We start from the raw sequence: 23,323 nt of genomic DNA on the forward strand, positions 1-23,323 counted from the left end.
CAGACGTGGATGCCCGGGACAAGCCCGGGCATGACCGTGACGGGGGCGGCAACGGCCCTCGCGCCCTGGACGCATGGAGCGCCAGCGGAATGCGCGCCGGGGCCCAGCGCAAGGGACCGCCGAAGGCGCTTCCGAACCTCGGCGCTCTCAGATTTTGCCCGCTGCGCGAACCTTTACGCTGGACCCCGGATTAGCGCTCCACCTCCGGTGTCGCTTGTCCGGGGAAATTCCCCTACCCCTGATACCCCACCGCCGCCCGCTTCTCCGCGTCGGTGAGAAAGTCCGCCGCCCCCACGCGTGCCCACAGCTCCGAGCGCTCGGCGGCAAGCGCCTCGATCTGGTCGAGGTCGGGCACGAGCGTCAGGCCGCCGCCGAAGGCCGGGGCGAGCCACAGAGCGAGGGCGTCGCACACGCGGCGCACCAGCGGCACCACGCTCTGGCGCCACAGGGCGCGGTTGGCTTCGGCGTAGTTGGCATAGGTGTTGTCGCCGGGAATGCCCAGCAGCATGGGCGGCACGCCCACGGCCAGCGCGATCTCCCGCGCGGCGGAATTGCGGGCGGCCTCGAAGTCCATGTCCTTGGGCGAGAGGGAGAGCGGGCGCCAGTCGAGCCCGCCTTCCAGCAGCAGCGGGCGGCCGGCATTCACCGCGCCTTGGAAGGAGGCTTCCAGCTCGCCCTTCAGCCGCTCGAACTGCTCCTCGGTGAGCGCGCCCGTGCCGCCATAGACGAGGGCACCGGAGGGCCGGGCGGCGTTGTCGATGAGCGCCTTGTTCCAGGCGCTCGCCGCATTGTGGAGGTCGAGCGCCTGCGCCGCCGCCTCCAGCGGGGCGAAGCCGTAATGGTCGTCCAGCGGGTTGAAGGAAGACAAGTGCAGGATGGGCGGCACGTCGGCGCCAGGCACCAGGGTGTCCTGCGAAATGCGCACCGTCTCGGCGCCCAGGGTGTAGTCGAACGCCTCGGGCCAGCCGTCCGGCCCCGGCACCACACGCACCCGGTCCGGCCGCAGCAGATGCAGCTCGCGCACGGCGCCCTCCAGGGCCACCGCCTCCACATAGGCATTGCCGGCCACGAGGAGATGGCAGCCGATGGCCTCGAACAGCGCCGCGCGGGTGAGGCGGGGATTGGGCCGGGCGAGGAGATCGAGGAAGGGATGGGTGTCGTGCTCGCGCCCGTTCACGGTGAGCACCAGGGGCACGGTGGCCGCCGCCTCGCCGATGAGCCGCACGGCGCGATAGGCGATGGCATTGCGGGCATAGCCCTCGCGGGCGAGGGACGCGTAATCGCGGGGCGTCCAGCGCGGCCGGCCGGCGGAGAGCAGCGCGATGAGGCGTCCGGCGCGGCTCGCCTTCGCCTCCTCGGGCGCACGGCGGAAGGGGGCAAGCAGGCTGGCCAGCATGAGGGGGCTCCGAAATGAAAACGGCCGCCCCCTGAGGCCGCTCATTCCAGCAGATCGGGGCTTCTGCGGGAAGTGCGGATCAAGGAGCGGCCGGAGGGTGCAAACCGGCGAACCGGCTGCAGGCCACAGGATGCGCCGGCGCGGCGGCCGGCGTTAAAGCGTGCGGAACGACGACCGGCATCAGCCGGCGCGGCAACAGGGCGTCAGCCCGCCCGGCGCGGCAACAGGGCCTTAGCCCGCCCGGCGCGGATATTCGTGGTGGCGCGGCGGCAGCCGGTGGTAGAGGCTCGCCACCGCCACGAGGCAGATGGCGCCCGCAATCACGATGCCGGACAGTTCGAACGGATCGATGGGCGAGGCCGCCATCAGCACCGGCACGGCGCCGGCGGGCGGATGCGACACGCGCAGCAGCAGCATGGCGAGGATGGCAAGGCCCACCCCCAGCGCCGCCGCCCACCAGGCACCGGGAAACAACAGCGCGAAGACGATGCCCACCGTGACCGACAGGGCATAGCCGCCGATGACATTGGCCGGCTGCGCCAGTGGCGAAGAGGGATGGCCGAACAGCAGCACCGCGCTCGCGCCGAACGGCGCGATGAGCAGCGGAAGGCTGGTGAAGGCCGCGGCGCCACCGACAAGGCCCATGCCCAGCATGCCGCCCGCGCCGGACTTCAGCCCGACCTGGACGGAGCCGCAATGGGGCTCATGACGTGCGAAAAATGCTTTCCAATGATGTCTCATGGCTCCAGACGGGGCAGAGAGGGCCAAGGGAAGGCAAATGTCTGCACACAACACTGTCATGCAGCCTCATTTGTAGGCACATGATGGACGTATTCTGGATGCCACGCAAGCGTCGTCGCCGCAAAGGAGCCAACAAACCGGTTCGCGCTGGGGCAGCACAGGCGTAGAATGAATGCGGGCCGTGGGTTGGGAGCAGATCGGGAGGGCGTCATGCTCTATGCCCTGGTCCTCATCGTCACGACCACCACGGTCCAGCCCGCGGCGACATCCGCCATGGGCTATGCGGGCGGCCCCTATGCCGGCGCCCGGTTCGTCACCACCGAGACCTCGCAGCAGATCGTCGGCTATTTCCGCAGCGAACGCGGCTGCCTCGGCGCCAGCCTGAAGCGCAACGAGCGATGGCCGGACTTCGCGCCCGGCCAAAGCGTCACCGGCCTGTGCGTGCAGGTGGAGATCCCGGTGGGCGGCGTCGTGGTCGGCAGCTGACGGCCTAAAGCCCCCGCACCCGTGGCGCGCCGGCCCTCGGGCCGAGCGCCAGCGCCGTCACCGCCCACACCAGCGCATCGAGCCGGTCGGGCGAACGGCCGGAGGAGAGGCCGTCCGTGCCGAAGTCGCACATCTCGTCCTCCAGCTCCGGGAAGGCGCCGGCGTGGCGGACGCGGGCCTGTTCGTAGAGGGCGGCCACCGGCTCGGCGCGCAGGAATTTGCCGCGCGTGGCGCGCACCTGCTCCACCGGCACGGCGGGGTCGACCTCGGCGATGACGGCGCGCACCATCTCGCCGCCCTGGTTCACCTCGGCGACGATGCGATCGGCGGAAAAGCGGTGGAACAGCGCCACCGCCTTCGCCGCCCATTGCGCCGGGCGCAGGCCCTGCTCGGTGGCGTCGGCCAGCACATGCACCACCCCCGCCCCATCCACCCCCGCCGCCACGAGGCCGCAGGAATCGGCGCCAGCGCGGGAGGAGGCGGGCGGGTCCACCGCCACCACGATGCGGGCAAGCGGCGGGGCCTCGGCCTCGCGCAGCGCCTCCAATTGGGGGCGGGAGAAGAGCGCGTCGGATCGGTCCTCGATGATCTCGCCGTCCAGCTCCTGCCGGCCGAGGCGGGTGCCGCCGTAGCGGGACATCACCTGCCCAAGGAAGGTGGGGGCGAGGTGAAAGGCATTGTCCGCCGTCTTCGCCCGGCTCACCGCCGTGGCGGGATCGGCGAGAAGACGGCGCAGCAGCGCGGTGGGGCGCGGCGTGGTCGTCACCATCTGGCGGGGCTGGGCGCCGAGGCGCAGCGCGAATTGCAGCATGTCGAAGGTGGCCTCACCCCGCTTCCACTTGGCCAGCTCGTCCAGCCAGGCGGCGGCGAACTGCGGGCCGCGCAGGCTTTCGGGATCCTCCGCCGAAAAGCCCTGCGCCACCGCGCCATTGGGCCAGACGAGGCGGCGGCGGGTGGGCTCCCAGCGCGGACGCTCGCCGCGCGGATGGACGGCGAGGACGCCGGAGACGCCCTCCACCATCACCTCGCGCACATCGGCCATGGTCTCGGCGATGAGCGCGATGGGGCTCACCGGCGCCACCGCGAAGGGGGCCGTACCGGTGGCGAGGCCACGCACCCATTCGGCGCCCGCCCGCGTCTTGCCGGCCCCGCGCCCGCCCAGCACCAGCCAGGTGGACCACGCCCCGCCGCCCTGGGCTTCCAGAGGCGGAAGCTGGTCCGGCCGCGCCCACAGGGCCCAGTCGGCGAGGAGGCGGCCGGCGTCTTCCTCGGGCAGGCTTTCAAGAAGCGTCCGGGCCGTCCCCTTCTTCGCGCAGGCGATCAAGGCGGCGCGCAAGCTCGCGGCGGAAGGTGTCGAGGTCGCGGACGGTTCCATCTTGGTCCTTCGCCTTGCGCCGTTTGCGGGCCTCCGCTTCCAGGGCGGTCAATTCGCGCAAAGTCCGCGCCAGCACGGCCAGCGCCCGGGCGTCCTTCTCGGGTTCGGGGCGCGGCGCCTCGGAGGGGTCGGCGACGCGGGCGAGGCGGTCCTCGATCTCGTTGATCTGCCGCTCCGCTGCCCGCCACAGCCGCTTGAGCAGGCCGCGCCGGTCCGGCTTGCCGGAGGCGTTCGCGGGGGCGTTTGCGGGGCCTCTGGCGGCGCGCGCCTTCGCCGGCTGCCCGCCCACGGGGTGGGCGGTGCGGCGCGGCACGGGATTGAAGAGGAAGGTGCCGTCCGGCCCCATCTCACGGTCGATCCAGTAATAGACGGTGGCGCTGGAAAGGCCGGTCTGCCGGCGGATCTCCGCCATGCTGGCCCCCTCCAGATAAAGCCGCCGCGCCAACGCCCCCCGCGCCGGACGCGCGGACGGCACGGCGCTGCCGTGAGGCTGCTCCATGGCTGGACCTCTGAGGTGAGGAGGAAGGAAGAGGCGCGGGCGCCGGTTCGGCAGGACGACCGCGCCACCGCACCGCCGTCATGCCCGGCCTCGTGCCGGGCATCCACGTCGTGCCGACGGGACGATGACCGTGAATGTGCGCCCAGCCCCACCACGTGGATGGCCGGAACCCGCATGTTTGCGGGTTCCGTTCTCTGAGACGGAAGTCGGCAGCAGCCGACTTCCGGGACAAGCCCGGCCATGACGACCTGTGAAAGGAGCGAAGACTCATCGCATGACGACCGGCGAGCCGGAGCCGAGGGGACATCGGCAACGGAGCCCCCCGCGCCGCCGTCATGCCCGGCCTCGTGCCGGGAATCCACGTCGGGCCGACGGGACGATGGCCCTGAACGGGCACCCGGCCCCACGACGTGGATGGCCGGGACAAACCCGGCCATGACGGCCTGTGAGAAATCACGATGGTCGAGGGGAGAAGGTGCCCCGGCCTCGGCCATCAGGCACACGTCTCGAACATGGGGAAAAGATACCCAGGCAGCGCACCGCTGTCAAGGACTAAAATCCCAAAAATCCTTCCTTCACCCCAGCATCACCCGGTCCCGCCCCGCCAGCTTCGCCAGATAGAGCGCGCGGTCGGCCCGGCCGTAGGCGTCGGAGAAGGTGTCGCCGGGGGGTGTGAAGGTGAGGCCGGCAGAGAAGGTGTAGGTGAAGTCAGGGACATCCGGCAGCGGGCGGGAGGCGCGGACGCGGGCGAGAAGGTCGGCGACGCGGCGCTCGGCCTCCGCGAGGTCGGTCTGCGGCAGCACCAGCACGAATTCCTCGCCGCCCACCCGGCCGAAGCAGTCGGAGCGGCGGATGGCGCCGGCCATCAGGGCGCAGAAGGCGCGCAGCAGCACGTCGCCGGTCTGGTGGCCGAAGCGGTCGTTCACGTGCTTGAAATTGTCGAGATCGATGACGCAGAGCGTGCCGCCGGGGCCGTGCGGCGCCATCATCTCGTTGGCGCGGTGGATGGCGAAGCGGCGGTTGGCGACGCCGGTCAGCTCGTCCGTCTGGGCGGCGCGCAGCGCATGGTCGCGGGCCTGCCGGATGTCGCGCGTGTCGACGCGGAAGGCGGTGACGTCCACCCCCACGGTCAGCATCCAGCCGTCCGCGTCCATGGTCTCGTTCACCAGCAGCCAGCGGCCATCCCTGAGATCGCTCTCGAAGCTGCGGAAGCGCACCTTGCCGCGGCGCGACTTGGCGGAGGCGAGCCAGGTCTCGAAATCATCCGCCGTGATGTTGATGCCGTGCCCCGACGCATGACTGCGCCGGACCATTTCCTCCCAGGTGGGGAAATCGCCCTCCGGAAGCCCGAAGGTGGCACGGTAGGCCGGGTTGGTGTAGCGCAGCCGGTCGGTGGGATCGTAAAGGCCGACAAGCAGCGGCGTCGCCTCGTAGAGGGTGCGGAGGCGGGTCAGGAGGCCGGGCACGCCGTCTTCGGCGCCCGCGTTTCCGAAGTCACGGATGTCGAACATGGCCCGGCCGAGCATACCGTAAGTGGAGGGACGACGGGCAGTGGTTTTGTAGCACCTGCCTCCTGCTTTCGGGTGAGACGACGGCGGGCGCCCGGCCCGGCCCCGTCCCCTGCCCTAGCCCCGTGCCGCCATGACCGCGGGCGGCGCCTCGCCGTCCACCTGGATGCGGTTGCGGCCGCTCATCTTGGCCATGTAGAGCGCGCGGTCGGCGCGGCCGTAGAGATCGGTGAAGGTGGTGCCCGGCCCGCCCGTGGCGATGCCGGCGGAGAAGGTGTAGGCGAAGTCCGGCCATTGCGGCAGCGGCCGCGACTGGCGCACCAGCGAGAGCATCCGCTCGACGATGAGCACCGCTTCCTCCGCCGCGGTCTGCGGCAGCACCAGCACGAACTCCTCGCCGCCGATCCGCCCGAAGCAATCCTTGCGGCGGATGAGGCCATTGATGCGGGCGGCGAAGTCGCGCAGCACCGCATCACCCGCGAGGTGGCCGACCAGGTCGTTGATATATTTGAAATTGTCGAGGTCCAGCACGCACAGCGCCCCGCCCAGGGCGCCGGGCGAGAGCATGTCGTCCACCCGCGCGGTGATGAAGCGGCGGTTGGCGATGCCGGTGAGATCGTCGGTCTGCGCTTCCTTGATGGCGCGGTCGCGGGCCTGCCGCACATCCCGCCCGTCCTCCCTCAAGGCGGTGATGTCGCTGGCGATGCAGAGCATCCATCCCGAGGCGGAGACGCCCTCCGTCATCAGCAGCCAGCGGCCGTCGTAAAGGTCGGTCTCGAACGCCCGGTAGGGCACCTTGCCGCGGCGCGAGGAGGTGGAGACCAGCCAAGCGTCGAAATCGGGGGCGGTGATGACGGTGCCCCGCCGCTCGGCATGGTTGCGGCGCATGATCTCCGCCCAGGTCACCTCCTCGCCCGGCGCCAGGAAGAAGGCAGAGCGGAAGGCGGCGTTGGCATAGCGCAGCCGATCGAAGGAATCATAAGCCGCCACCAGCACTTGCGTGGCGTCGTAGAGGGCAGCGAGCTGGTCGGGGACAAGGATCATACCAAGGACATTATACGTCATGCGTGTCTGTTTGGGCACGTACAGATCGGCCGCATGGTGCGTGCTGCTGTCTCAGCTGGCGGGCGGGCCGGGTCGGCGGCAACGGCCGCCATGGAAAGCGGCTTCGCGCTGCGGTATGGAGAGGGGTGGCGCGCTGGCGCGCCACTCTGGAGGGTGCGCGATCCCATGTTTCCGCCCGGCTTCCCGTCCGGCCTGCCGCTGCTGGTGCCGCTGATGCTGGCCGCCTGCCTGATGGTGCCGGCCCACGCGCTGGAGGCCCAGTGGCCGGACACCGCCTCCGCCCGCCAGCAGGCGCAGGAACTGGTGGAGGCGCTGAACGCCGACCTCCTCGCCCATCCGAGCGCCACCGCCACCCTGGAGCGCTGGTGCGCCACCCGCGGCATCTCCGATCCGTCCAAGGTGGTGGCCGAGCGGGTCTACGAGCGGGAGGGCGCCGCCCCCCCGGAGGTGCGCGCTCTGCTCGGCGCCGGACCCGACACGCCGGTGCGGCATCGCCGGGTGCGGCTGGTGTGCGGACCCACGGTTTTGTCGGAGGCGGATAACTTTTATCTGCCGGAAAAGCTGACACCCGACATGAACCAGGTGCTGGACACCACCGATACCCCGTTCGGCAAGGTGGTGAAACCGCTCGATTTTCGGCGCAAAACCCTCGATTCCACAGTTCTGTGGATGCCGGCGGACGAAACCGGCTTCAAGCCCGCCCCCGGTGCCGCGCTGCCCCTGCCGGCCTTCGTGCTGAGCCACCGGGCGGTGCTGACCCTGCCCGACGGCACCCCCTTCAGCGCCCTGATCGAGCGCTATACGGCCGGCATCCTCGGCCCCCCGCCGTCGCGCTGAAGCGCCTCGCCGGGGCCCCTCCCCCCTCCCGCGCGGGGAGGAGGAAAGGTCCGTCTTTTCAGAGGCTTGTCAGTCCGTCTGCGCCTCGGCCACGGCCACGGCGGTCATGTTGACCACGCCGCGGGTCGTCACCGACGGGCCGAGGATGTGGGCCGGCTTGGCGGTGCCCATGAGGATGGGTCCGACCGGCAGGGCATCGCCCAGCACCTTGATCATGTTAAAGGCGATGTCGGCCGCGTCGAGGTCCGGCATCACCAGCACGTTGGCCACCCCGGACAGCCCGGAATGGGGGAAGGACTTCTTGCGGATATCTTCCACAAGTGCTGCATCCGCCTGCATTTCTCCGTCGACCTGAAGGTTCGGATCGCGCTCGCGGATGATGGAGAGGGCGGAGCGGACGCGCTTGGCCGAGAGCGTCTCGTGGCTGCCGAAATTGGAGTGCGAGAGCAGCGCTACCCGCGGCTCCAGACCGAAGCGGCGGACGTGGGCGGCGGCCAGCACCGTCATCTCGGCGAGGTCGGCGGCGGTGGGCTCGGTCTGGATCTGCGTGTCGCAGATGAAGAAATTGCCCTTGGAGGTGATGAGCAGCGAGAGCGCCGCCAGCTCCTTGACTCCGGGGGCGAGGCCGATGATGTCGCGCACCTGCCGGAGGTGGCGCACGAACCGACCCTCGATGCCGCAGAGCATCGCATCCGCCTCGCCGCGATGGACGGCCAGCGCCGCGATCACGGTGGGATGGGTGCGGACCAGCGTGCGGGCGGCATCCGGCGTCACGCCGCGACGGCCGGCCACCTCGACGTAATCGCGCACATAGTCGCGGTAGCGCGGATCGTCCTCAGGATTGATGAGGTCGAAGTCGCGGCCGGGCTGGATGGAGAGGCCGAAGCGCTTCAGGCGGGTGTCAACGACGCTTGGGCGGGCGACGATGATGGGCCGGGCGATGCCTTCCTCGACCACAGCCTGCACGGCCCGCAGCACGCGCTCGTCCTCGCCCTCGGCATAGATCACGCGCTTGATGGACTGCTTCGCCTTGGCGAACAGCGGCCGCATGATGAAGCCGGAGCGGAACACGAAGGTGTCCAGCCGGTCGATATAGGCGTCCATGTCGGTGATGGGACGCGTCGCGACGCCGGTGTCCATGGCAGCCTTCGCCACCGCCGGCGCGATGCGCAGGATGAGGCGCGGATCGAACGGCGAGGGGATGAGCGAATCGGAGCCGAAGGAGCGGGTCTCGCCGCCATAGGCGCGGGCCACCACGTCCGACGGCGTCTCGCGGGCGAGGGCGGCCAGGGCCTCCACCGCGGCCATCTTCATCTCGGCGTTGATGTCGGTGGCGCCCACATCCAGCGCGCCGCGGAAGATGTAGGGGAAGCACAGGACGTTGTTGACCTGGTTCGGGAAGTCCGACCGGCCGGTGCAGATCATGGCATCCGGGCGCGCCTCTCGGGCGGCCTCGGGCATGATCTCGGGCATGGGATTGGCGAGAGCGAGGATGAGCGGCTTGTCCGCCATCTTCTTCACCATCTCCGGCTTCAGCACGCCGCCGGCGGAGAGGCCGAGGAAGATGTGCGCGCCCTCGATCACCTCGTCGAGGGTGCGCTTGTCGGTCTTCTGGGCATAGATCTCCTTGTAGGGATCCATGAGGGTGTTGCGGCCGTCATAGACCACGCCCTCGATATCCGTGACCCAGATGTTCTCCTTCTTCGCGCCGATGGTGACGAGGAGGCCAAGGCAGGCGAGCGCGGCGGCGCCGGCGCCCGAAGTGACGATCTTCAGATCCTCGATCTTGCGGTTGCCGATCTCCAGCGCGTTGCGCACCGCAGCCGCGACGATGATGGCGGTGCCGTGCTGGTCGTCGTGGAAGACCGGGATCTTCATGCGCTGGCGCAGCTGGGCTTCCACCTCGAAGCACTCTGGCGCCTTGATGTCCTCGAGATTGATGCCGCCGAAAGTGGGCTCGAGCGCGCTCACCACGTCCACCATGCGCTCGACGGTCAGGGCATCGATCTCGATGTCGAACACGTCGATGCCGGCGAACTTCTTGAACAGGACGGCCTTGCCTTCCATGACCGGCTTGCCGGCGAGGGGGCCGATATTGCCGAGGCCGAGCACGGCGGTGCCGTTGGAGACGACGCCCACGAGATTCGAACGGATGGTCAGCTCGGCAGCCTGCAGCGGATCGGCGGCGATGGCCTCGCACGCGGCGGCGACGCCGGGCGAATAGGCGAGCGCCAGATCGCGCTGATTGCCGAGGGGCTTGGTGGCCTGGATCTCAAGCTTTCCCGGCCGCGGCGTGCGATGGTAATAAAGTGCGCCCGAACGCAGATCCTCGGAAATGTTGGACGCCATACGCCTCCCCCTTCGTGAATAACGATCGCCGCGGAAAATCGGCCGGCAACCTAGCGGCCACGCATGCTTATGTCACGGGCGACCGCACAAATTAGGTTATGTTGCGCACGCATGGCGGGTCTGAGGGGCGCAGGTGCCGCGATCTTGGGCGTGTCTGATGCGCGCTCGCAATTTGGGCGCCTGCGATTCGCCCTTTTGGCGGCGAGTCTGCGGGTATGATGCGGGCGGATGCCTGGAAGGAATGGATATGACCGAGGGGAAGGCGGGGCGCGGAATCGGGACGAAGGTTGCCGTTGCGATCGGGATCGTCGCCGTGCTGGGGGCGGGCGGCTGGTTCGGCTTCGCCGCCTGGTCGCGGGCCAAGGTGCGGGCGGAAGTGGACCAGGCGTTTGCCGGCATCCGCGCGGCGGGCAGCAAGGCGTCCTTCACGGATGCCGGCTTCGACCCCGCCGATCGCGCCGTCACGGTCTCGGGCATCGCCATCGCCTCGGCCGACGGCACAGCGGCCGTGAAGATCGCGCGCCTCGTCGCGCGGGGCAGCGAGAAGCCCATCGACCGGCGGGTGACGCTGGAAGCCCTCGACCTCGACGGCGTGGAGGTGACGCTCACCGGCGATTCCGCACAAGGCGGGACCGTCACCTACAGCCTGCCGCAGGTGATGATCGACCGCTACAACGGTCCCATGACCCTGATCGCGGCTGGCGAGGGTGGCGGCGCCTATGGCGCCTTGCGGGTGGCCCTGCGCCAGTTGGCGGCGACGACCGCCGCCAAGGTGACCATCCCCGAGGCGCGCGTGCGGATGGCGCCGGCCGGTGCTCCGCCCATGGAGGCCACCTACACCAATCTCGCCGCCGAGGGCATCAATGCCGGGGCGATCCGCAGCCTCATCATCGACCGCTCGACCGCCTCCTATGTGCTGCCGGCCGCGGCGCCCGCCGATGGGCAGGCCGCGCCGGGTAAGTTCAACCTGCGCATCGAGGGACTGGTCGCGGCGCAGATCGACACCGCGCCGCTGCTGCTGATGACCCAGCCGGGCGGCCCCGCCGGCAAGGCAGCCGACGCCTACGGGCGCATCTATGGCAAGGTGGTCACCGGCCCTTACGTCATCTCCCAGGACGGCGGCCCCACCCAGGGCGGCGCCTCCATGCTGATGGAGAATTTCGCCATCCGCCCCTCGGCCTTCGATGCCGGGCGGCTCGCCAAGTTCCAGGCTCTGGTGACGAAGCCGCCGGCCAATCCGTCCGTCGAGGACAGCCGCCGCGCCGCCGAGCTGGTGCGCGATACCATCGGCGGCATCTCCTTCACCACTGTCGCGGTCACGGAAGCCTACACCTCGGAGAAGGGCGAGACGGGGCGTGTCGGGCTGATCCGCATGGACGGCCTCGCCAACGGCGTGCTCGACGGGTTCGTGCTGGAACGGGCGGACGGCAAGACGCCCGAGGGCGGCACCGGCAAGATCGGCCGCATCGCCGTGCGCCAGCTCGATTTCAACCAGCTCGCGGCGCTCGCCGCCGAAGCGCAGAGCCCCTCCCCCACCACGGCGCTGGTGTTGTTCCGGGTGATCTCGGGCATCGAGATCAAGAATCTGGAAGTGCCGTACGGCGAGGGGGATGCGAAGGACGAGCCGGTGAAGATCGGCAATTTCTCCCTGTCCTGGGGTGGGTCGCTGGGGGTGCTGCCGTCCTACGTGGACTTCGCGCTGACCGACGTCTCGGGCCCGATCCGGCCGGAGGATGGCGAGCCCTTCATCTATCTCATGAACGCAGGCATGAAGCGGGCGACCGTCTCGCTCGGCGCCAAGGCATTTTACGACGTCAACGAGAGCACGCTCACGCTGGCGCCCATCACCACCGAGGTGAAGGACGCCTTCCGGGTCATCATCGAGACCAAGCTTTCCGATGTGCCGCAGTCAGCCTTCGCCGACGCCGGCGGCTTCGTCAACGAACTGCCGGCAATCGGTGCCGGGCCGGTGACGGTAACGCTGACGGACCTCGGGCTCGCCAAGCTCATGTACGCCCAGTTCGCCAAGGCGGCCGGGGTGAGCGAGGCGGACTATCGCGAGCAGGTCGTGGCGCTGGCCGAAAGCTTCGCGGCCGAGATGGAGGAGGGCATGCCCGAGATGGCTCCGGTGGGTGCCGCCCTGGTGTCGTTCCTGCGCAATCCGGGCACGCTGAAGGTGACGGCAAAGCCGAAGGGCTTCGTGCCGCTGATCGCCCTCGTCTCCTCAGGCGACCCGACCGTTATGCTGGAAACCTTCACCTTCGAGGCGACCGCCACGGCGCCCTGAGGGCGCTCAGGCGCGCGATGGAAGCGCCGGGTTCAGAGCCCGGCGCCCCTCACCGGGGGGCGCCGGTGGCCGCGCTCAGGAACGCCACCAGCTTCACGATCTGCTGCTGAACGGCAATGTTGACGGCTTCCGGTGGATTTTCCTGGACCCGCACCATCTTCAGGCCGAGGGGGCTGCCGTAGAAGGCGGCCAGTTCCTTGAGTTCGGCCAGGGTGTAGGCATCCGCATAATAGCCCACGAAGACCCCCACGAGATCCTCGCGGATGCTGGCGGATTCCTTCGTGAGCACGTCACGTGCGGCATCCCGCTTGTCAGCCGGGATCTTCTCGGCGGCCTGGCCGATCATCCGGCCGAAATGCTTCTCCAGTCCCGGCACGACCGCGAAGTCGACCACCTGCCGCGCCAGCGCGGCCTTGTCCGAAGCCTCGTCAGCTGCGGCGCCGGCGGGAAAGGCGAGAATCTGGACCGCGAGGGCCGCGGCCAAGAGCATTGGATAGGCGAACCGCATCTGCATCCTCCCGGGAGCGCCCGCGGTTTCGTCCCGCGGTGATGTCCCGGAGAGGATCTATATCGGCTTCGGCGTGGCCGCGCTTCTCCCCCAACTGGGGGACCGCATCACTTCTGCTGCGGCGCAGACCGGATGTGGAGTTCGCGCAACTGCTTCGGGCTCGCCTCGTTCGGGGCGCCCATGAGCAGGTCGAGCGCCTGCTGGTTCATGGGGAAGATGGAGATTTCGCGCAGGTTGGTGGTGCCGCACAGGAGCATGACGATGCGGTCCACGCCCGCCGCCATGCCGCCATGAGGCGGCGCGCCGTACTGGAAGGCCCGATACATGCCGCCGAACCGCTCCACCACGGTCGCCTCGTCATAGCCGGCCAGTTCGAATGCCTTCACCATGGCCTCGGGGCGATGGTTGCGGATGCCGCCGGAGGCGATCTCGTAGCCGTTGCAGGCGATATCGTACTGGAACGCCTTGATGGTGAGCGGGTCCTGCGTGTTCAGCGCTTCCAGCCCACCTTGCGGCATGGAGAAGGGATTGTGGGAGAAGTCCACCTTCTTCTCCTCCTCCGAATATTCGTAGAAGGGGAAGTCCACGATCCAGGCCAGCTCGAAGCGGTCCTTGTCGACGAGGTTCAGTTCCTCGCCGATGCGGGTGCGGGCAAGGCCGGCGAACTTCACGAACTTTTCCGGATCGCCCGCCACGAAGAAGGCGGCGTCGCCGGCCTTCAGGCCGAGCTGTTCGCGGATCGCCTCGGTGCGCTCGGGGCCGATGTTGTTGGCGAGCGGGCCGGCGCCCTCCCCGCCTTCGCGCCACATGATGTAGCCGAGGCCCGGCTGGCCCTCGCCCTGCGCCCAGCTGTTCATGCGGTCGCAGAAGGCGCGCGAGCCGCCGCCGGGGCCGGGGATGGCCCACACCTCGTTCTTCTCCACCTCCAGCATGCGGGCGAACACCTTGAAGCCCGAGCCGCGGAAATGGTCCGACACGTTCTGCATGACCAGCGGGTTGCGCAGGTCCGGCTTGTCGGTGCCGTACTTGCGCAGGGCTTCCGCATAGGGAATGCGCGGCCAGTTCTTGGTCACCGGCTTGCCGCCGGCAAACTCCTCGAACACGCCGGTGATGACCGGCTCCATGGCGGCGAACACGTCTTCCTGCTCGACGAAGCTCATCTCCAGGTCGAGCTGGTAGAACTCGCCCGGCAGGCGGTCGGCGCGCGGGTCCTCATCGCGGAAGCAGGGGGCGATCTGGAAGTAGCGGTCGAAGCCGCTCATCATGATGAGCTGCTTGTACTGCTGGGGCGCCTGCGGCAGCGCGTAGAACTTGCCGGGATGGAGGCGCGAGGGCACGAGGAAGTCGCGCGCGCCTTCCGGCGAGGAGGCCGTGAGGATGGGCGTCTGGAATTCGAAGAAGCCCTGATCCTTCATGCGCCGGCGCATGGCGTCGATGATGGCGCCGCGGGTCATGATGTTGCGGTGGAGCTTCTCGCGGCGCAGGTCGAGGAAGCGGTACTTGAGCCGCGTCTCTTCCGGGTATTCCACATCGCCGAACACCGGCAGCGGCAGCTCGGCCGCCGGGCCCAGCACTTCGAGGTCGGTGGCATAGACCTCGATGGCACCTGTCGTGAGGTCCGCGTTCTCCGTGCCCTCGGGGCGCAGGCGCACCTTGCCGTCGATGCGGATGACCCACTCGGAGCGCGCCTTCTCGGCGTCCTTGAAGGCCGCGCTATCGGGGTCCACCACCACCTGGGTGAGGCCGTAATGGTCGCGCAGGTCGATGAACAGCACGCCGCCGTGGTCGCGGATGCGGTGGCACCAGCCGGACAGGCGGACGATCTGGCCCACCTCGGCGGTCGAAAGCGCGCCGCAGGTATGTGAGCGGTAACGATGCATGGGGTCGCCCTTTCAAGGCTGAACGGGGAAGACACGGGGCGATCAGGCCCTGCAGCCCGGACGCCCGCGCGCAGGCCATTGGCGCGCACCGGACGCCCAAGGCGCCGCTTGCGCACCGGGCGCCGCGTCACCGCGCGCCACGGCTCGAAAGTCCGCGTCTAAGGCGGGGCGAAGGTGCATGCGATCCCGCCCGTGTCAAGCGCGCAGTCTTGTTCAGCCATGCGCGAAGGATGTAGGCTCGGTTCTGCCGTGTCTTAATCGATGGGTCGTGCGGGTGCGGGCGTGACAGAGAGCGAGGCCGGCATGGAGACGCCGAACGGGCGTGAGACCGGGTCGCAGGACGTGGCCGGACCAGCCCTGCACGGGCCTCTGTGGCTGGCCCTGATCGCTGCGGCCCTGGTCGGCTGCGTGATTGCCGCCACCAGTCTCCTCGTGACGAACCTGTGGCACGATGGGGCCGCCGATCGCGCCCGTGAGCTCGAAAACCTTGCCGTGACGCTGTCGGAGCAGACCGCCCGTGCGTTCCAGAGCGTGGGCCTTATCCAGGACGACCTTATCGCCCATGCGCGGGAAAGGGACATCGAGACACAGGCCCAGCTCGTGGACGCCATGTCGACGGAAGACGTCCATTCCCGGTTGCGGGAGAAGATTTCCGGGCTGCCCTTCATCGATGCCATCACCGTCATCGATCAGACCGGCCAGCTCCTCAATTTTTCGCGCTATTGGCCGATTCCCAAGGTCAACGTGTCCGACCGCGACTATTTCCTGGCCCTCGAAGGGATGAAGGGACCGGACATCTTCGTGAGCGAGCCGGTCCCGAACCGCGGGAGCGGCTCCGTCACCATCTATCTCGCCAAGCGCTTCGCGAACAGTTCGGGCCGCTTCCTGGGCCTGGTGCTGGGCGCCATGGAGCAAGCGTATTTCGAGCGCTTCTACGGCGGCATCCGGCTTGGACGCGACGGCATGATCGCGCTGATCCGTTCCGACGGTGCGCTGCTCGCCCGCTATCCCGGCTCTGCCGGCCTCTCCCCGCGCGATTCCGCCGTTCGTGCGCGAACCGCGACGGCGGTGTTCGGCAGCGGCCAGATGACCCAGCTCCCCGCCGGAACGCTGGATGAAAAGGCGCGCATTGCTGCGGTCCACCCCGTGGGCGATCTGCCGGTGGCCGTGGTGGTGAGCGACAGCGTCGCCGCTCTGGATACCCTCATGTGGCAGCGCGCGACGCCGCTGATCGTCGCCTCCGTGCTGCTTTGCCTCACCATCGGTCTGGCCGGCTGGGGCCTCGGCCGGCATCTGCGGGATGAGCGGGCCTTCGCCGTGACCCAGCATGCCATGGCACGGATCGACATGCTGACCGGCCTGCCCAACCGCCTCGCCTTCGCCGAGCGTCTGGCCGCACTCCTGAATGCGCGAGGCGGCGGAACGCCCTTCGCCCTGCTCTATCTCGACCTCGATTATTTCAAGGCCGTCAACGACACCCTCGGCCACGACGCCGGCGACACCCTGCTGACCGAGATCGCCGAACGCATCCGCGCCATGCTCGGCCCGGACGATTTCTCAGCCCGCCTCGGGGGCGACGAGTTCGCCGTCGTTCTGGCGGGGCTGACGCACGAGACAGAAGCAGCGGAATTTGCGCAGCGTCTGATCGAGGCGCTGCGCACGCCGCTCCACATCGGGCTCCACCGGATCATCAGCGGCTGCAGCGTCGGCATCGTGATGTCGCCGCGGGACGGGACCGGGGTCGCTCAATTGCTCAAGAACGCGGACCTCGCCCTCTACCGCGCCAAGACCGACGGCCGCGGCATCGCCCGTGTCTTCGTCGAGGAGATGGAGCGTCTGGTGCGCGAGCGCCGCGAGATGGAGGTGGATCTCCAGACCGCGTGGCGAGAACGCCAGTTCTTCCTGGTCTACCAGCCCATCGTGGAAGCCGAATCAGGCCGCATCGCCGGGTTCGAGGCGCTGCTGCGCTGGCGGCATCCCGAGCGCGGGCTGGTCAGCCCCTCGGACTTCATCCCGGTCGCCGAGGAAACCGGGCTCATCCTGCCGCTCGGCGCCTGGGTCCTCACCGAGGCCTGCGTCGCGGCCACTGCCTGGCCAGAGGGCCTGTTCGTCTCGGTCAACCTCTCGCCCATCCAGTTCCGGGGGGCGGAAGCCTTCCGGCAGGTGCGCAGTGCGCTGGAAAGCTCGGGTCTCGCCCCCTCCCGGCTGGAGGTGGAGATCACCGAAAGCACGCTGCTGCATGAGGGGCCGATGGTGCGGGCGACGCTGGAGCAGTTCAGCGAGGAGGGAATCACCGTCGCGCTCGATGATTTCGGGACCGGCTACTCCTCCCTGGGATACCTCAGAACGCTCAGCATCGGCCGCATCAAGGTCGATCGCTCCTTCATCGAGCAGGTGGAGACCTCTCCGCAGAGCCTCGCCATCGTGCGCGCCATCGTCGGCCTCGCCCGCACGCTCGGGCTGCGCTGCACGGCCGAAGGCGTTGAGACCGAGGGCCAGCGGCGGCTGCTCACGGCCGAGGGCTGCTCGCATCTTCAGGGCTATCTGCTGGGCCGTCCGGGCTCCGCAGAGGAAGCCCTCCGCCGCGCCCGCGCCTCGGCCGCCTGACGTCTTTCCGACAAGATCACGCCACATTCCCTTTGCCGAACGCGTCGGCGTGGGTATGTTTGGTGAATGGACCCCATCACCTCGACCGAGGCGCTGGCAGCTGCCTGCGAGCGTCTTGCGCGACACCCCTTCGTCACCGTCGACACCGAATTCCTGCGGGAAAGCACCTTCTGGCCGAAGTTGTGCGTGGTGCAGGTTGCATCCCCCGACGAGGCCATCCTCATCGATGCGCTCTCGGAGGGGCTGGATCTCGCCCCCTTCTACCGGCTTATGGGCAATGAGCGGGTGATGAAGGTGTTCCATGCCGGGCGGCAGGACATCGAGATCATCTGGCATCAGGCACGGCTGATTCCCCACCCGGTGTTCGACACCCAGGTGGCGGCCATGGTGCTGGGATACGGAGACAGCATCTCCTATGACCAGTTGGTCCAGCGCACCGTCGGCCACAGCCTCGACAAGTCCTCCCGCTTCACCGACTGGTCGCGCCGGCCGCTGAGCCAGGCGCAGATCACCTACGCCATCGCCGATGTCACCCATCTGCGGGACATCTACATCAAGCTCACGGCGGATCTGGACGCCCGCGGCCGCGGCGAGTGGGTAGGCGAGGAGATGCACGTCCTCACCTCCCCCGCCACCTATGAGCAGCATCCCGAACAGGCGTGGGAACGGCTCAAATCCCGCGTGCGCAAGCCGCGCGAGCTGGCGGTGCTGGTGGAAGTCGCCGCCTGGCGCGAGCGCGAGGCCCAGACCCGCGATCTGCCGCGCGGCCGCGTCATCAAGGACGAAGTGATCGGCGAGATCGCCGTGCAGCAGCCGCAGACCCCGGAGCGCCTCGCGGAGCTGCGCTCCCTACCCAAGGGCTTCGAGCGCTCGCGTTATGGCGAGGCGGTGCTGGAGGCGGTGAAGCGCGGTGTCGCGCGCGATCCAAAGACCCTGCCGCGCATCGAGCGGGACAAACCCCTGCCCAACGGCGCCAGCGCCACGGTGGAGTTGCTGAAGGTGCTGCTGCGCATGACGGCGGAGCAGAACGCCGTCGCCGCCAAGGTGATCGCGACGACCGAGGATCTGGAGCGTATCGCGGTGAGCGACGAGGCCGACGTGCCGGCGCTTAAGGGCTGGCGGCGGGAGTTGTTCGGCGTGCACGCCCTCGCACTCAAGGCCGGGCAGCTCGCCCTCGCTGTGGACAAGGGCAAGGTGGTGGCGGTGCAGAAATAGCCGCTACCCGATCGGCGCGCCTCAGAGGTGGTCGCGCAGTCCCTTCACGAAGCTGGAAAGCCCGGTGAGCCGCCGCCGCTTCAGCCGCTCCGCCTGGAGGATGGCGGTGAGCTTGGCGAGGCTGTCTTCCACGTCGTGATTGATGATGATGTAGTCGTATTCGGTGTAGTGGCTGATCTCGTCCGAGGCCTTGGCCATGCGCTGGTGCACGACCTCCTCCGAATCCTGCGCCCGCGACCTCAGCCGCTGCTCGAGGTCGGCGGCGGACGGCGGCAGGATGAAGACCTTCACCAGATCCTGCTGCGCGCTCTCGCCCAATTGCTGGGTACCCTGCCAGTCGATGTCGAACAGCACATCCCGCCCGGCGGAGAGCGCCTGCTCCACGGCCCCGCGCGGGGTGCCGTACAGGTTCTCGAACACCGTGGCGTGCTCCAGCAGTTCGCCTTCGTCACGCATGCGGTGGAAGGTGTCGCGATCGACGAAGAAATAATCCTTGCCGTGCTCCTCGCCCGGCCGCGGTGCGCGGGTCGTCACCGAGACCGACATGGTGATGCGGTCGTCGCTCTTCAGCAGCAGACGGGACAGGGTGGTCTTGCCCGCGCCCGACGGCGAAGAGAGCACCAGCATCAGTCCGCGGCGGGCGAGCACCCCGGCGCCCGGCTTCCAGCCCGGCAGCGCGAAGTGCGACGACACGGAAGATGAGGCGGAATTGGGCATCGCGGCGGACTTCACTCTAGGTTCTGGATCTGCTCGCGGAACTGGTCCACGAGCAGCTTGAGGTCAAGCCCGATCTGCGTGAGCGCCACGGAATTGGACTTCGAGCACAGTGTGTTCGCCTCGCGGTTGAACTCCTGGGCGAGGAAATCCAGCCGCCGCCCCACCGGCCCGCCGGCGGCCATCAGGTCGCGCGCTGCGGCGATGTGGGCGACGAGGCGGTCGAGTTCCTCGCGGACGTCGGCCTTGGTGACGGCGAGAATGGCCTCCTGGTGGAGCCGCTCGGGATCGAGGGAGGCGGCCTCCATCAGCACCCGGACATGATCGGCGATGCGCGCCTTCACCGCCTCGACCGAACGCTCGGGCAGGCGCTCGGCGCGGGAGACGAGGCCGGTGATGGTATCGAGCCGCTCGGTCAGGATGGAATTGAGGGCGCTGCCTTCCCGCTCGCGCATGGTGCCGAGTTCGGCCAGCGCCCGGTCGAAGGCGTCCAGCACCGCGGCCATAAGGGCGCGGCGCTCCTCCTCGCTGTCCTCGGCCTCGGTGATCTCCACCATGCCCTTCACGGCGAGGAGCGAATCAAGGGTCGGCGCGGCGGCGCCGAGGCGGCGCGCGCTTTCGGCCATGGCGCGGTAGAGCGCCTCAAGCGCCCCCTGGTTGACGCGGACGGTGGAGGCCTCGCCCTCGCGGGTCGCGGTAAGGTTGGCGGCGACGGAGCCGCGCGAAAGCACCTGCCCGGTGCGGCTGCGCACGTCCGATTCCAGCGACTCGAAGCCGGGCGGCAGGCGCAGGCGCAGGTCGAGGCCCTTGCCGTTCACCGAGCGCACCTCCCAGCCGAAGCGCCACGGCCCGTGCGAGCCGGAGACGCGGGCGAAGCCGGTCATGCTGGCAAGCGGCGTCCTCGGCTCAACCTTTCCGGCCGAGACGGCTGCGCGCTTGATGATCGGTCCCGCGGCCATTGCCGTCTCCGTGTCTTTCAGCGGCCGGGAGCGGCCGGAGGTGTGGCGGCCGGCGCGGCAGGCGGCTGTCCGCCCTGCGCCGGGGCTGCGCCCTGCTCGATCGCCCGCCAGCGGGCGACGTTCTTGTTGTGGTCCGCCAAGGTCTCAGCGAAGGCGTGTCCGCCGGTGCCGTCGGCGACGAAGAACAGATCTTTCGTCTTCGGCGGGTTGGCCCCCGCCATCAGCGCGTCCTTGCCCGGATTGCAAATGGGGCCGGGCGGCAGGCCGTCGATGGCATAGGTGTTATAGGCGGTGGCCGTGGCGATGTCGGTGCGCGAGATCGGGCGACCGAGCGAGCCCCTGCCGCCGACGATGCCGTAGATGATGGTCGGGTCGGACTGAAGCCGCATCTTCTTCGTCAGGCGGTTGACGAACACCGCGGCGACCTTGGGCCGCTCGTCGTCCTTGCCGGTCTCCTTCTCCACGATGGAGGCGAGGGTGACGAGTTCCTGCGGGCTCTTGAGCGGCACGTCCGGCGCGCGCTTGGCCCAGATGGTCGCGAGCAGCTTCTTCTGCGCGTCCGCCATCTCCTGCAGCACCGCATCCCGGGTCATGCCGCGATGGATGCGGTAGGTCTCGGGCAGGAGCGTGCCTTCCTGCGGCACGGCGGGTGTGCCGGTGAGCAGGTCATTGTCCATCAGCCGCTTGACCACCTGCTGGCTGGTCAGCCCCTCGGGGATGGTCACCTGGTGGAGCACCACCTTGCCGGAGGCGATGGTGTCGATGATGCTCGCCACCGACTGGCCCGGCTTGAACACGTATTCGCCCGCCTTCAGCGAGGCATCGGGTCGGGCGAGCTTCTGCCCGGCAACGAACAGCACCCAGCTCTGGATTACGCCCTCGCGTTCCAGAATTTCGGCCATGTCGCGCACGCCGGCGCCGCGCGGAATGTTCACTACCTTCTCGGTGGTCAGCGGGCCCGGCTCGGTGAAGGCGCGCTGGCCATACCAGCCGGCGAGCCCCACCGCGACGAAGACGAACAGCAGGAAGGTGAAGATGCCGCTGCCGATGGTCACGGCCGGATGCCGCGCGCTGCGCGACGGCCTCGGCGGTTTGGGCGGAGGCCGGCGCGGCGGCGCCTTGCCCGGCTTCGAACTGCGGGCAGGACCGGTCGGCATCGGAGGAGCGGCGGGCGGGCGCTGCGGAGCGGACACGCCGGCAGCGCTCGGGGGCGCGGGCGGACGGATCTGCCCCTTGAGCAGAAGCGGCGATTCCTCACCGGCGCCGACGTGAGATTGCGCAGCGGCAGGCTCGGAAGATGCCGGCGTCGGGGCTGCCGTGCCCCCGGCCTCCGCCGGCTCCTCGCGCGTCGATGATCCGTCGTTGGACTGGGCCATCCCGGGCTCCCTTGTCGTCGGCGAAGGCTCCCGCCGTGCCGGCGGGGCAGTCAGCCACCTTTTGGCGGCTTGCTAAAGGGACATTCGGGCGTGACGGGGGCAGGCTGTCCCAGCGTCGGGCGGCCGGGCGCGAGCCCGGCCGTCGGGCCGCATCAGGCGGCGTAGCGGCGGAAGACGAGCGACGCGTTGGTACCGCCGAAGCCGAAGGAATTGGAGAGAACGGCATCGATCTTGCGCGGCTTGGGCGTCAGCGGCACGAGATCGATCGGCGTCTCCACCGACGGATTGTCGAGATTCAGCGTCGCCGGGGCGATCTGGTCGCGGATGGCGAGGATGGAGAAGATCGCTTCCACCGACCCCGCGGCCCCGAGCAGATGGCCGATGGACGACTTGGTCGACGACATGGCGGTCTTGGCCGCCGCGTTGCCGAGCAGCCGCTCCACCGCCTTGAGCTCGATCTCGTCGGCCATGGTGGAGGTGCCGTGGGCGTTGATGTAGTCGACATCGTCCGCCGTCATCCCCGCGCGCTTCAGCGCCGCCGACATGCAGCGATAGGCGCCGTCGCCGTCCATGGACGGGGCGGTGATGTGGAACGCGTCGCCCGACAGGCCGTAGCCGACCAGCTCGGCGTAGATCTTGGCGCCGCGGGCCTTGGCGTGCTCCAGCTCTTCCAGCACCACGACACCGGCGCCCTCGCCCATGACGAAACCGTCGCGGTCCTTGTCGTAGGGGCGCGAGGCGTGGGTCGGATCCTCGTTGAAGGCGGTGCAGAGCGCCTTGCACGCGGCGAAGCCGGCGATGGCGAGCCGGTTGATCGGCGATTCGGTCCCGCCCGCCACCATCACATCCGCATCGCCGAGGGCGATCAGGCGTCCGGCGTCGCCGATGGCATGGGCGCCGGTGGAGCAGGCCGTGACCACCGCGTGGTTCGGCCCCTTGAGGCCGTGGGCGATGGAGACGTAGCCGCCGGCAAGGTTGATGAGCCGGCCGGGAATGAAGAAGGGAGAGATGCGGCGCGGGCCGCGATCCTTCAGCAGCAGGGAGGCATCCGCGATGCCCTCGATGCCGCCGATGCCGGAGCCGATCAGCACGCCCGAGGTGATCTGGTCCTCGTAGGACGTGGGATGCCAGCCGGCGTCGTCCAGGGCCTGGGTGGCCGCAGCCATGGCAAAGACGATGAATTCATCGACCTTGCGCTGTTCCTTCGGCTCCATCCACTGGTCGGGATTGTAGGTGCCGTCGGACCCGTCGCCGCGCGGGATGTTCGCTGCGATCTTGCACGCGAGGTCGGAGACCTCGAAGTGGCTGATCGTCTTGACACCGCTTTCGCCGGCAAGAAGCCGCCGCCAGGTCGGCTCGACGCCGCAGGCGAGCGGCGTCACCATGCCGAGGCCGGTGACGACAACACGTCTCATGGGAAAAACTCCGGGAGGCGGGCGAACAGCGCGCCTGGCGCGCGGCCCGGTGCAACAACGGCCGCGGGCGCCGAGCGCCACGCGACCGCCAGATGGACACGCGAAT

The 23,323-nt window shown here is 69.1% G+C and carries 18 protein-coding genes; 5 read left to right on the top strand and 13 right to left on the bottom strand.

All coding sequences use genetic code 11. The features are described from left to right. Nucleotides 1–232 precede the first annotated feature (232 nt). Complete coding sequence (locus A37E_RS0102235) at nt 233–1,396, bottom strand: phage portal protein (protein ID WP_029555136.1); 1,164 nt, start codon at nt 1,394–1,396, stop codon at nt 233–235. A gap of 231 nt (nt 1,397–1,627) precedes the next feature. Continuing rightward, entirely contained in the window at nt 1,628–2,050 is a 423-nt protein-coding gene (locus A37E_RS0102240) for an HPP family protein (protein WP_348550871.1), read from the bottom strand. A 297-nt stretch (nt 2,051–2,347) separates the two neighbouring features. Here A37E_RS0102240 and A37E_RS0102245 point away from each other — a divergent pair, with 297 nt between their 5' ends. Next, nucleotides 2,348–2,623 (top strand): hypothetical protein, encoded by a 276-nt coding sequence (locus A37E_RS0102245; RefSeq protein WP_029555138.1) that lies wholly within the window; start codon nt 2,348–2,350, stop codon nt 2,621–2,623. 4 nt (nt 2,624–2,627) lie between these two features. Here the strand turns inward: A37E_RS0102245 and A37E_RS0102250 are convergent, their stop codons facing one another. The 4 genes from A37E_RS0102250 to A37E_RS0102265 form a co-directional block, all read right to left on the bottom strand. After that, nucleotides 2,628–3,899, bottom strand: coding sequence for a terminase family protein (locus A37E_RS0102250; protein ID WP_029555139.1), 1,272 nt, complete (start codon nt 3,897–3,899; stop codon nt 2,628–2,630). A 4-nt stretch (nt 3,900–3,903) separates the two neighbouring features. Next, entirely contained in the window at nt 3,904–4,497 is a 594-nt protein-coding gene (locus A37E_RS25765) for a helix-turn-helix domain-containing protein (RefSeq protein WP_081837408.1), read from the bottom strand. A gap of 575 nt (nt 4,498–5,072) precedes the next feature. Further along, nucleotides 5,073–6,008 (bottom strand): sensor domain-containing diguanylate cyclase, encoded by a 936-nt coding sequence (locus A37E_RS0102260; protein WP_051679347.1) that lies wholly within the window; start codon nt 6,006–6,008, stop codon nt 5,073–5,075. Nucleotides 6,009–6,122: 114 nt separating this feature from the next. Then, nucleotides 6,123–7,070 carry a GGDEF domain-containing protein gene (locus A37E_RS0102265; protein ID WP_245279247.1) on the bottom strand — a complete coding sequence of 316 codons (948 nt, stop codon included), beginning with the start codon at nt 7,068–7,070 and terminating at the stop codon, nt 6,123–6,125. 165 nt (nt 7,071–7,235) lie between these two features. On the opposite strand from A37E_RS0102265, the gene A37E_RS0102270 reads away from it, so the two are divergent. Further along, nucleotides 7,236–7,907 (top strand): hypothetical protein, encoded by a 672-nt coding sequence (locus A37E_RS0102270; protein WP_029555143.1) that lies wholly within the window; start codon nt 7,236–7,238, stop codon nt 7,905–7,907. A 69-nt stretch (nt 7,908–7,976) separates the two neighbouring features. On the opposite strand, the gene A37E_RS0102275 is transcribed toward A37E_RS0102270, so the two are convergent. Continuing rightward, a complete protein-coding gene (locus A37E_RS0102275; protein ID WP_029555144.1) occupies nt 7,977–10,256 on the bottom strand; it encodes an NADP-dependent malic enzyme in 2,280 nt (759 codons plus the stop codon). 247 nt (nt 10,257–10,503) lie between these two features. On the opposite strand from A37E_RS0102275, the gene A37E_RS0102280 reads away from it, so the two are divergent. Continuing rightward, nucleotides 10,504–12,543, top strand: coding sequence for a hypothetical protein (locus A37E_RS0102280; protein ID WP_029555145.1), 2,040 nt, complete (start codon nt 10,504–10,506; stop codon nt 12,541–12,543). A gap of 49 nt (nt 12,544–12,592) precedes the next feature. Here A37E_RS0102280 and A37E_RS0102285 read toward each other — a convergent pair whose 3' ends face one another. After that, a complete protein-coding gene (locus tag A37E_RS0102285) occupies nt 12,593–13,051 on the bottom strand; it encodes a DUF2059 domain-containing protein (protein ID WP_029555146.1) in 459 nt (152 codons plus the stop codon). 107 nt (nt 13,052–13,158) lie between these two features. After that, nucleotides 13,159–14,931 carry an aspartate--tRNA ligase gene (gene aspS / locus A37E_RS0102290; protein ID WP_029555147.1) on the bottom strand — a complete coding sequence of 591 codons (1,773 nt, stop codon included), beginning with the start codon at nt 14,929–14,931 and terminating at the stop codon, nt 13,159–13,161. A 282-nt stretch (nt 14,932–15,213) separates the two neighbouring features. Between aspS and A37E_RS25770 the strand changes: the two genes are divergently transcribed. Continuing rightward, nucleotides 15,214–17,538, top strand: coding sequence for an EAL domain-containing protein (locus A37E_RS25770; protein WP_197022913.1), 2,325 nt, complete (start codon nt 15,214–15,216; stop codon nt 17,536–17,538). A 66-nt stretch (nt 17,539–17,604) separates the two neighbouring features. Next, on the top strand, nt 17,605–18,753 hold the full coding sequence (gene rnd, locus A37E_RS0102300) for a ribonuclease D (RefSeq protein ID WP_029555149.1): 1,149 nt from the start codon (nt 17,605–17,607) through the stop codon (nt 18,751–18,753). Between the two features lie 21 nt (nt 18,754–18,774). Here rnd and gmk read toward each other — a convergent pair whose 3' ends face one another. The 4 genes from gmk to fabF all read right to left on the bottom strand — a co-directional run bounded on the left by gmk (nt 18,775) and on the right by fabF (nt 23,217). Next, complete coding sequence (gene gmk, locus A37E_RS0102305; RefSeq protein WP_051460801.1) at nt 18,775–19,380, bottom strand: guanylate kinase; 606 nt, start codon at nt 19,378–19,380, stop codon at nt 18,775–18,777. 101 nt (nt 19,381–19,481) lie between these two features. After that, nucleotides 19,482–20,351 carry a YicC/YloC family endoribonuclease gene (locus A37E_RS0102310; RefSeq protein ID WP_029555151.1) on the bottom strand — a complete coding sequence of 290 codons (870 nt, stop codon included), beginning with the start codon at nt 20,349–20,351 and terminating at the stop codon, nt 19,482–19,484. A gap of 92 nt (nt 20,352–20,443) precedes the next feature. Beyond that, nucleotides 20,444–21,481, bottom strand: coding sequence for an endolytic transglycosylase MltG (gene mltG, locus A37E_RS0102315; protein WP_245279248.1), 1,038 nt, complete (start codon nt 21,479–21,481; stop codon nt 20,444–20,446). 473 nt (nt 21,482–21,954) lie between these two features. Beyond that, nucleotides 21,955–23,217, bottom strand: a complete 1,263-nt coding sequence (fabF, locus tag A37E_RS0102320) for a beta-ketoacyl-ACP synthase II (protein ID WP_029555153.1) — start codon at nt 23,215–23,217, stop codon at nt 21,955–21,957. Between the last annotated feature and the right edge of the window lie 106 nt (nt 23,218–23,323).

It is taken from the genome of Xanthobacter sp. 91, from assembly GCF_000702385.1.
In the GTDB taxonomy this organism is placed as follows: domain Bacteria; phylum Pseudomonadota; class Alphaproteobacteria; order Rhizobiales; family Xanthobacteraceae; genus Xanthobacter; species Xanthobacter aminoxidans.

Coding starts and splice junctions, on each gene's coding strand:
- A37E_RS0102235 (WP_029555136.1), bottom strand. CDS start 1,396: ATGCTGGCCAGCCTGCTTGCCCCCTTCCGCCGTGCGCCCGAGGAGGCG.
- A37E_RS0102240 (WP_348550871.1), bottom strand. CDS start 2,050: ATGCTGGGCATGGGCCTTGTCGGTGGCGCCGCGGCCTTCACCAGCCTT.
- A37E_RS0102245 (WP_029555138.1), top strand. CDS start 2,348: ATGCTCTATGCCCTGGTCCTCATCGTCACGACCACCACGGTCCAGCCC.
- A37E_RS25765 (WP_081837408.1), bottom strand. CDS start 4,497: ATGGAGCAGCCTCACGGCAGCGCCGTGCCGTCCGCGCGTCCGGCGCGG.
- A37E_RS0102260 (WP_051679347.1), bottom strand. CDS start 6,008: ATGTTCGACATCCGTGACTTCGGAAACGCGGGCGCCGAAGACGGCGTG.
- A37E_RS0102265 (WP_245279247.1), bottom strand. CDS start 7,070: ATGACGTATAATGTCCTTGGTATGATCCTTGTCCCCGACCAGCTCGCT.
- A37E_RS0102270 (WP_029555143.1), top strand. CDS start 7,236: ATGTTTCCGCCCGGCTTCCCGTCCGGCCTGCCGCTGCTGGTGCCGCTG.
- A37E_RS0102275 (WP_029555144.1), bottom strand. CDS start 10,256: ATGGCGTCCAACATTTCCGAGGATCTGCGTTCGGGCGCACTTTATTAC.
- A37E_RS0102280 (WP_029555145.1), top strand. CDS start 10,504: ATGACCGAGGGGAAGGCGGGGCGCGGAATCGGGACGAAGGTTGCCGTT.
- A37E_RS0102285 (WP_029555146.1), bottom strand. CDS start 13,051: ATGCGGTTCGCCTATCCAATGCTCTTGGCCGCGGCCCTCGCGGTCCAG.
- aspS (WP_029555147.1), bottom strand. CDS start 14,931: ATGCATCGTTACCGCTCACATACCTGCGGCGCGCTTTCGACCGCCGAG.
- rnd (WP_029555149.1), top strand. CDS start 17,605: ATGGACCCCATCACCTCGACCGAGGCGCTGGCAGCTGCCTGCGAGCGT.
- gmk (WP_051460801.1), bottom strand. CDS start 19,380: ATGCTGGTGCTCTCTTCGCCGTCGGGCGCGGGCAAGACCACCCTGTCC.
- A37E_RS0102310 (WP_029555151.1), bottom strand. CDS start 20,351: ATGACCGGCTTCGCCCGCGTCTCCGGCTCGCACGGGCCGTGGCGCTTC.
- fabF (WP_029555153.1), bottom strand. CDS start 23,217: ATGAGACGTGTTGTCGTCACCGGCCTCGGCATGGTGACGCCGCTCGCC.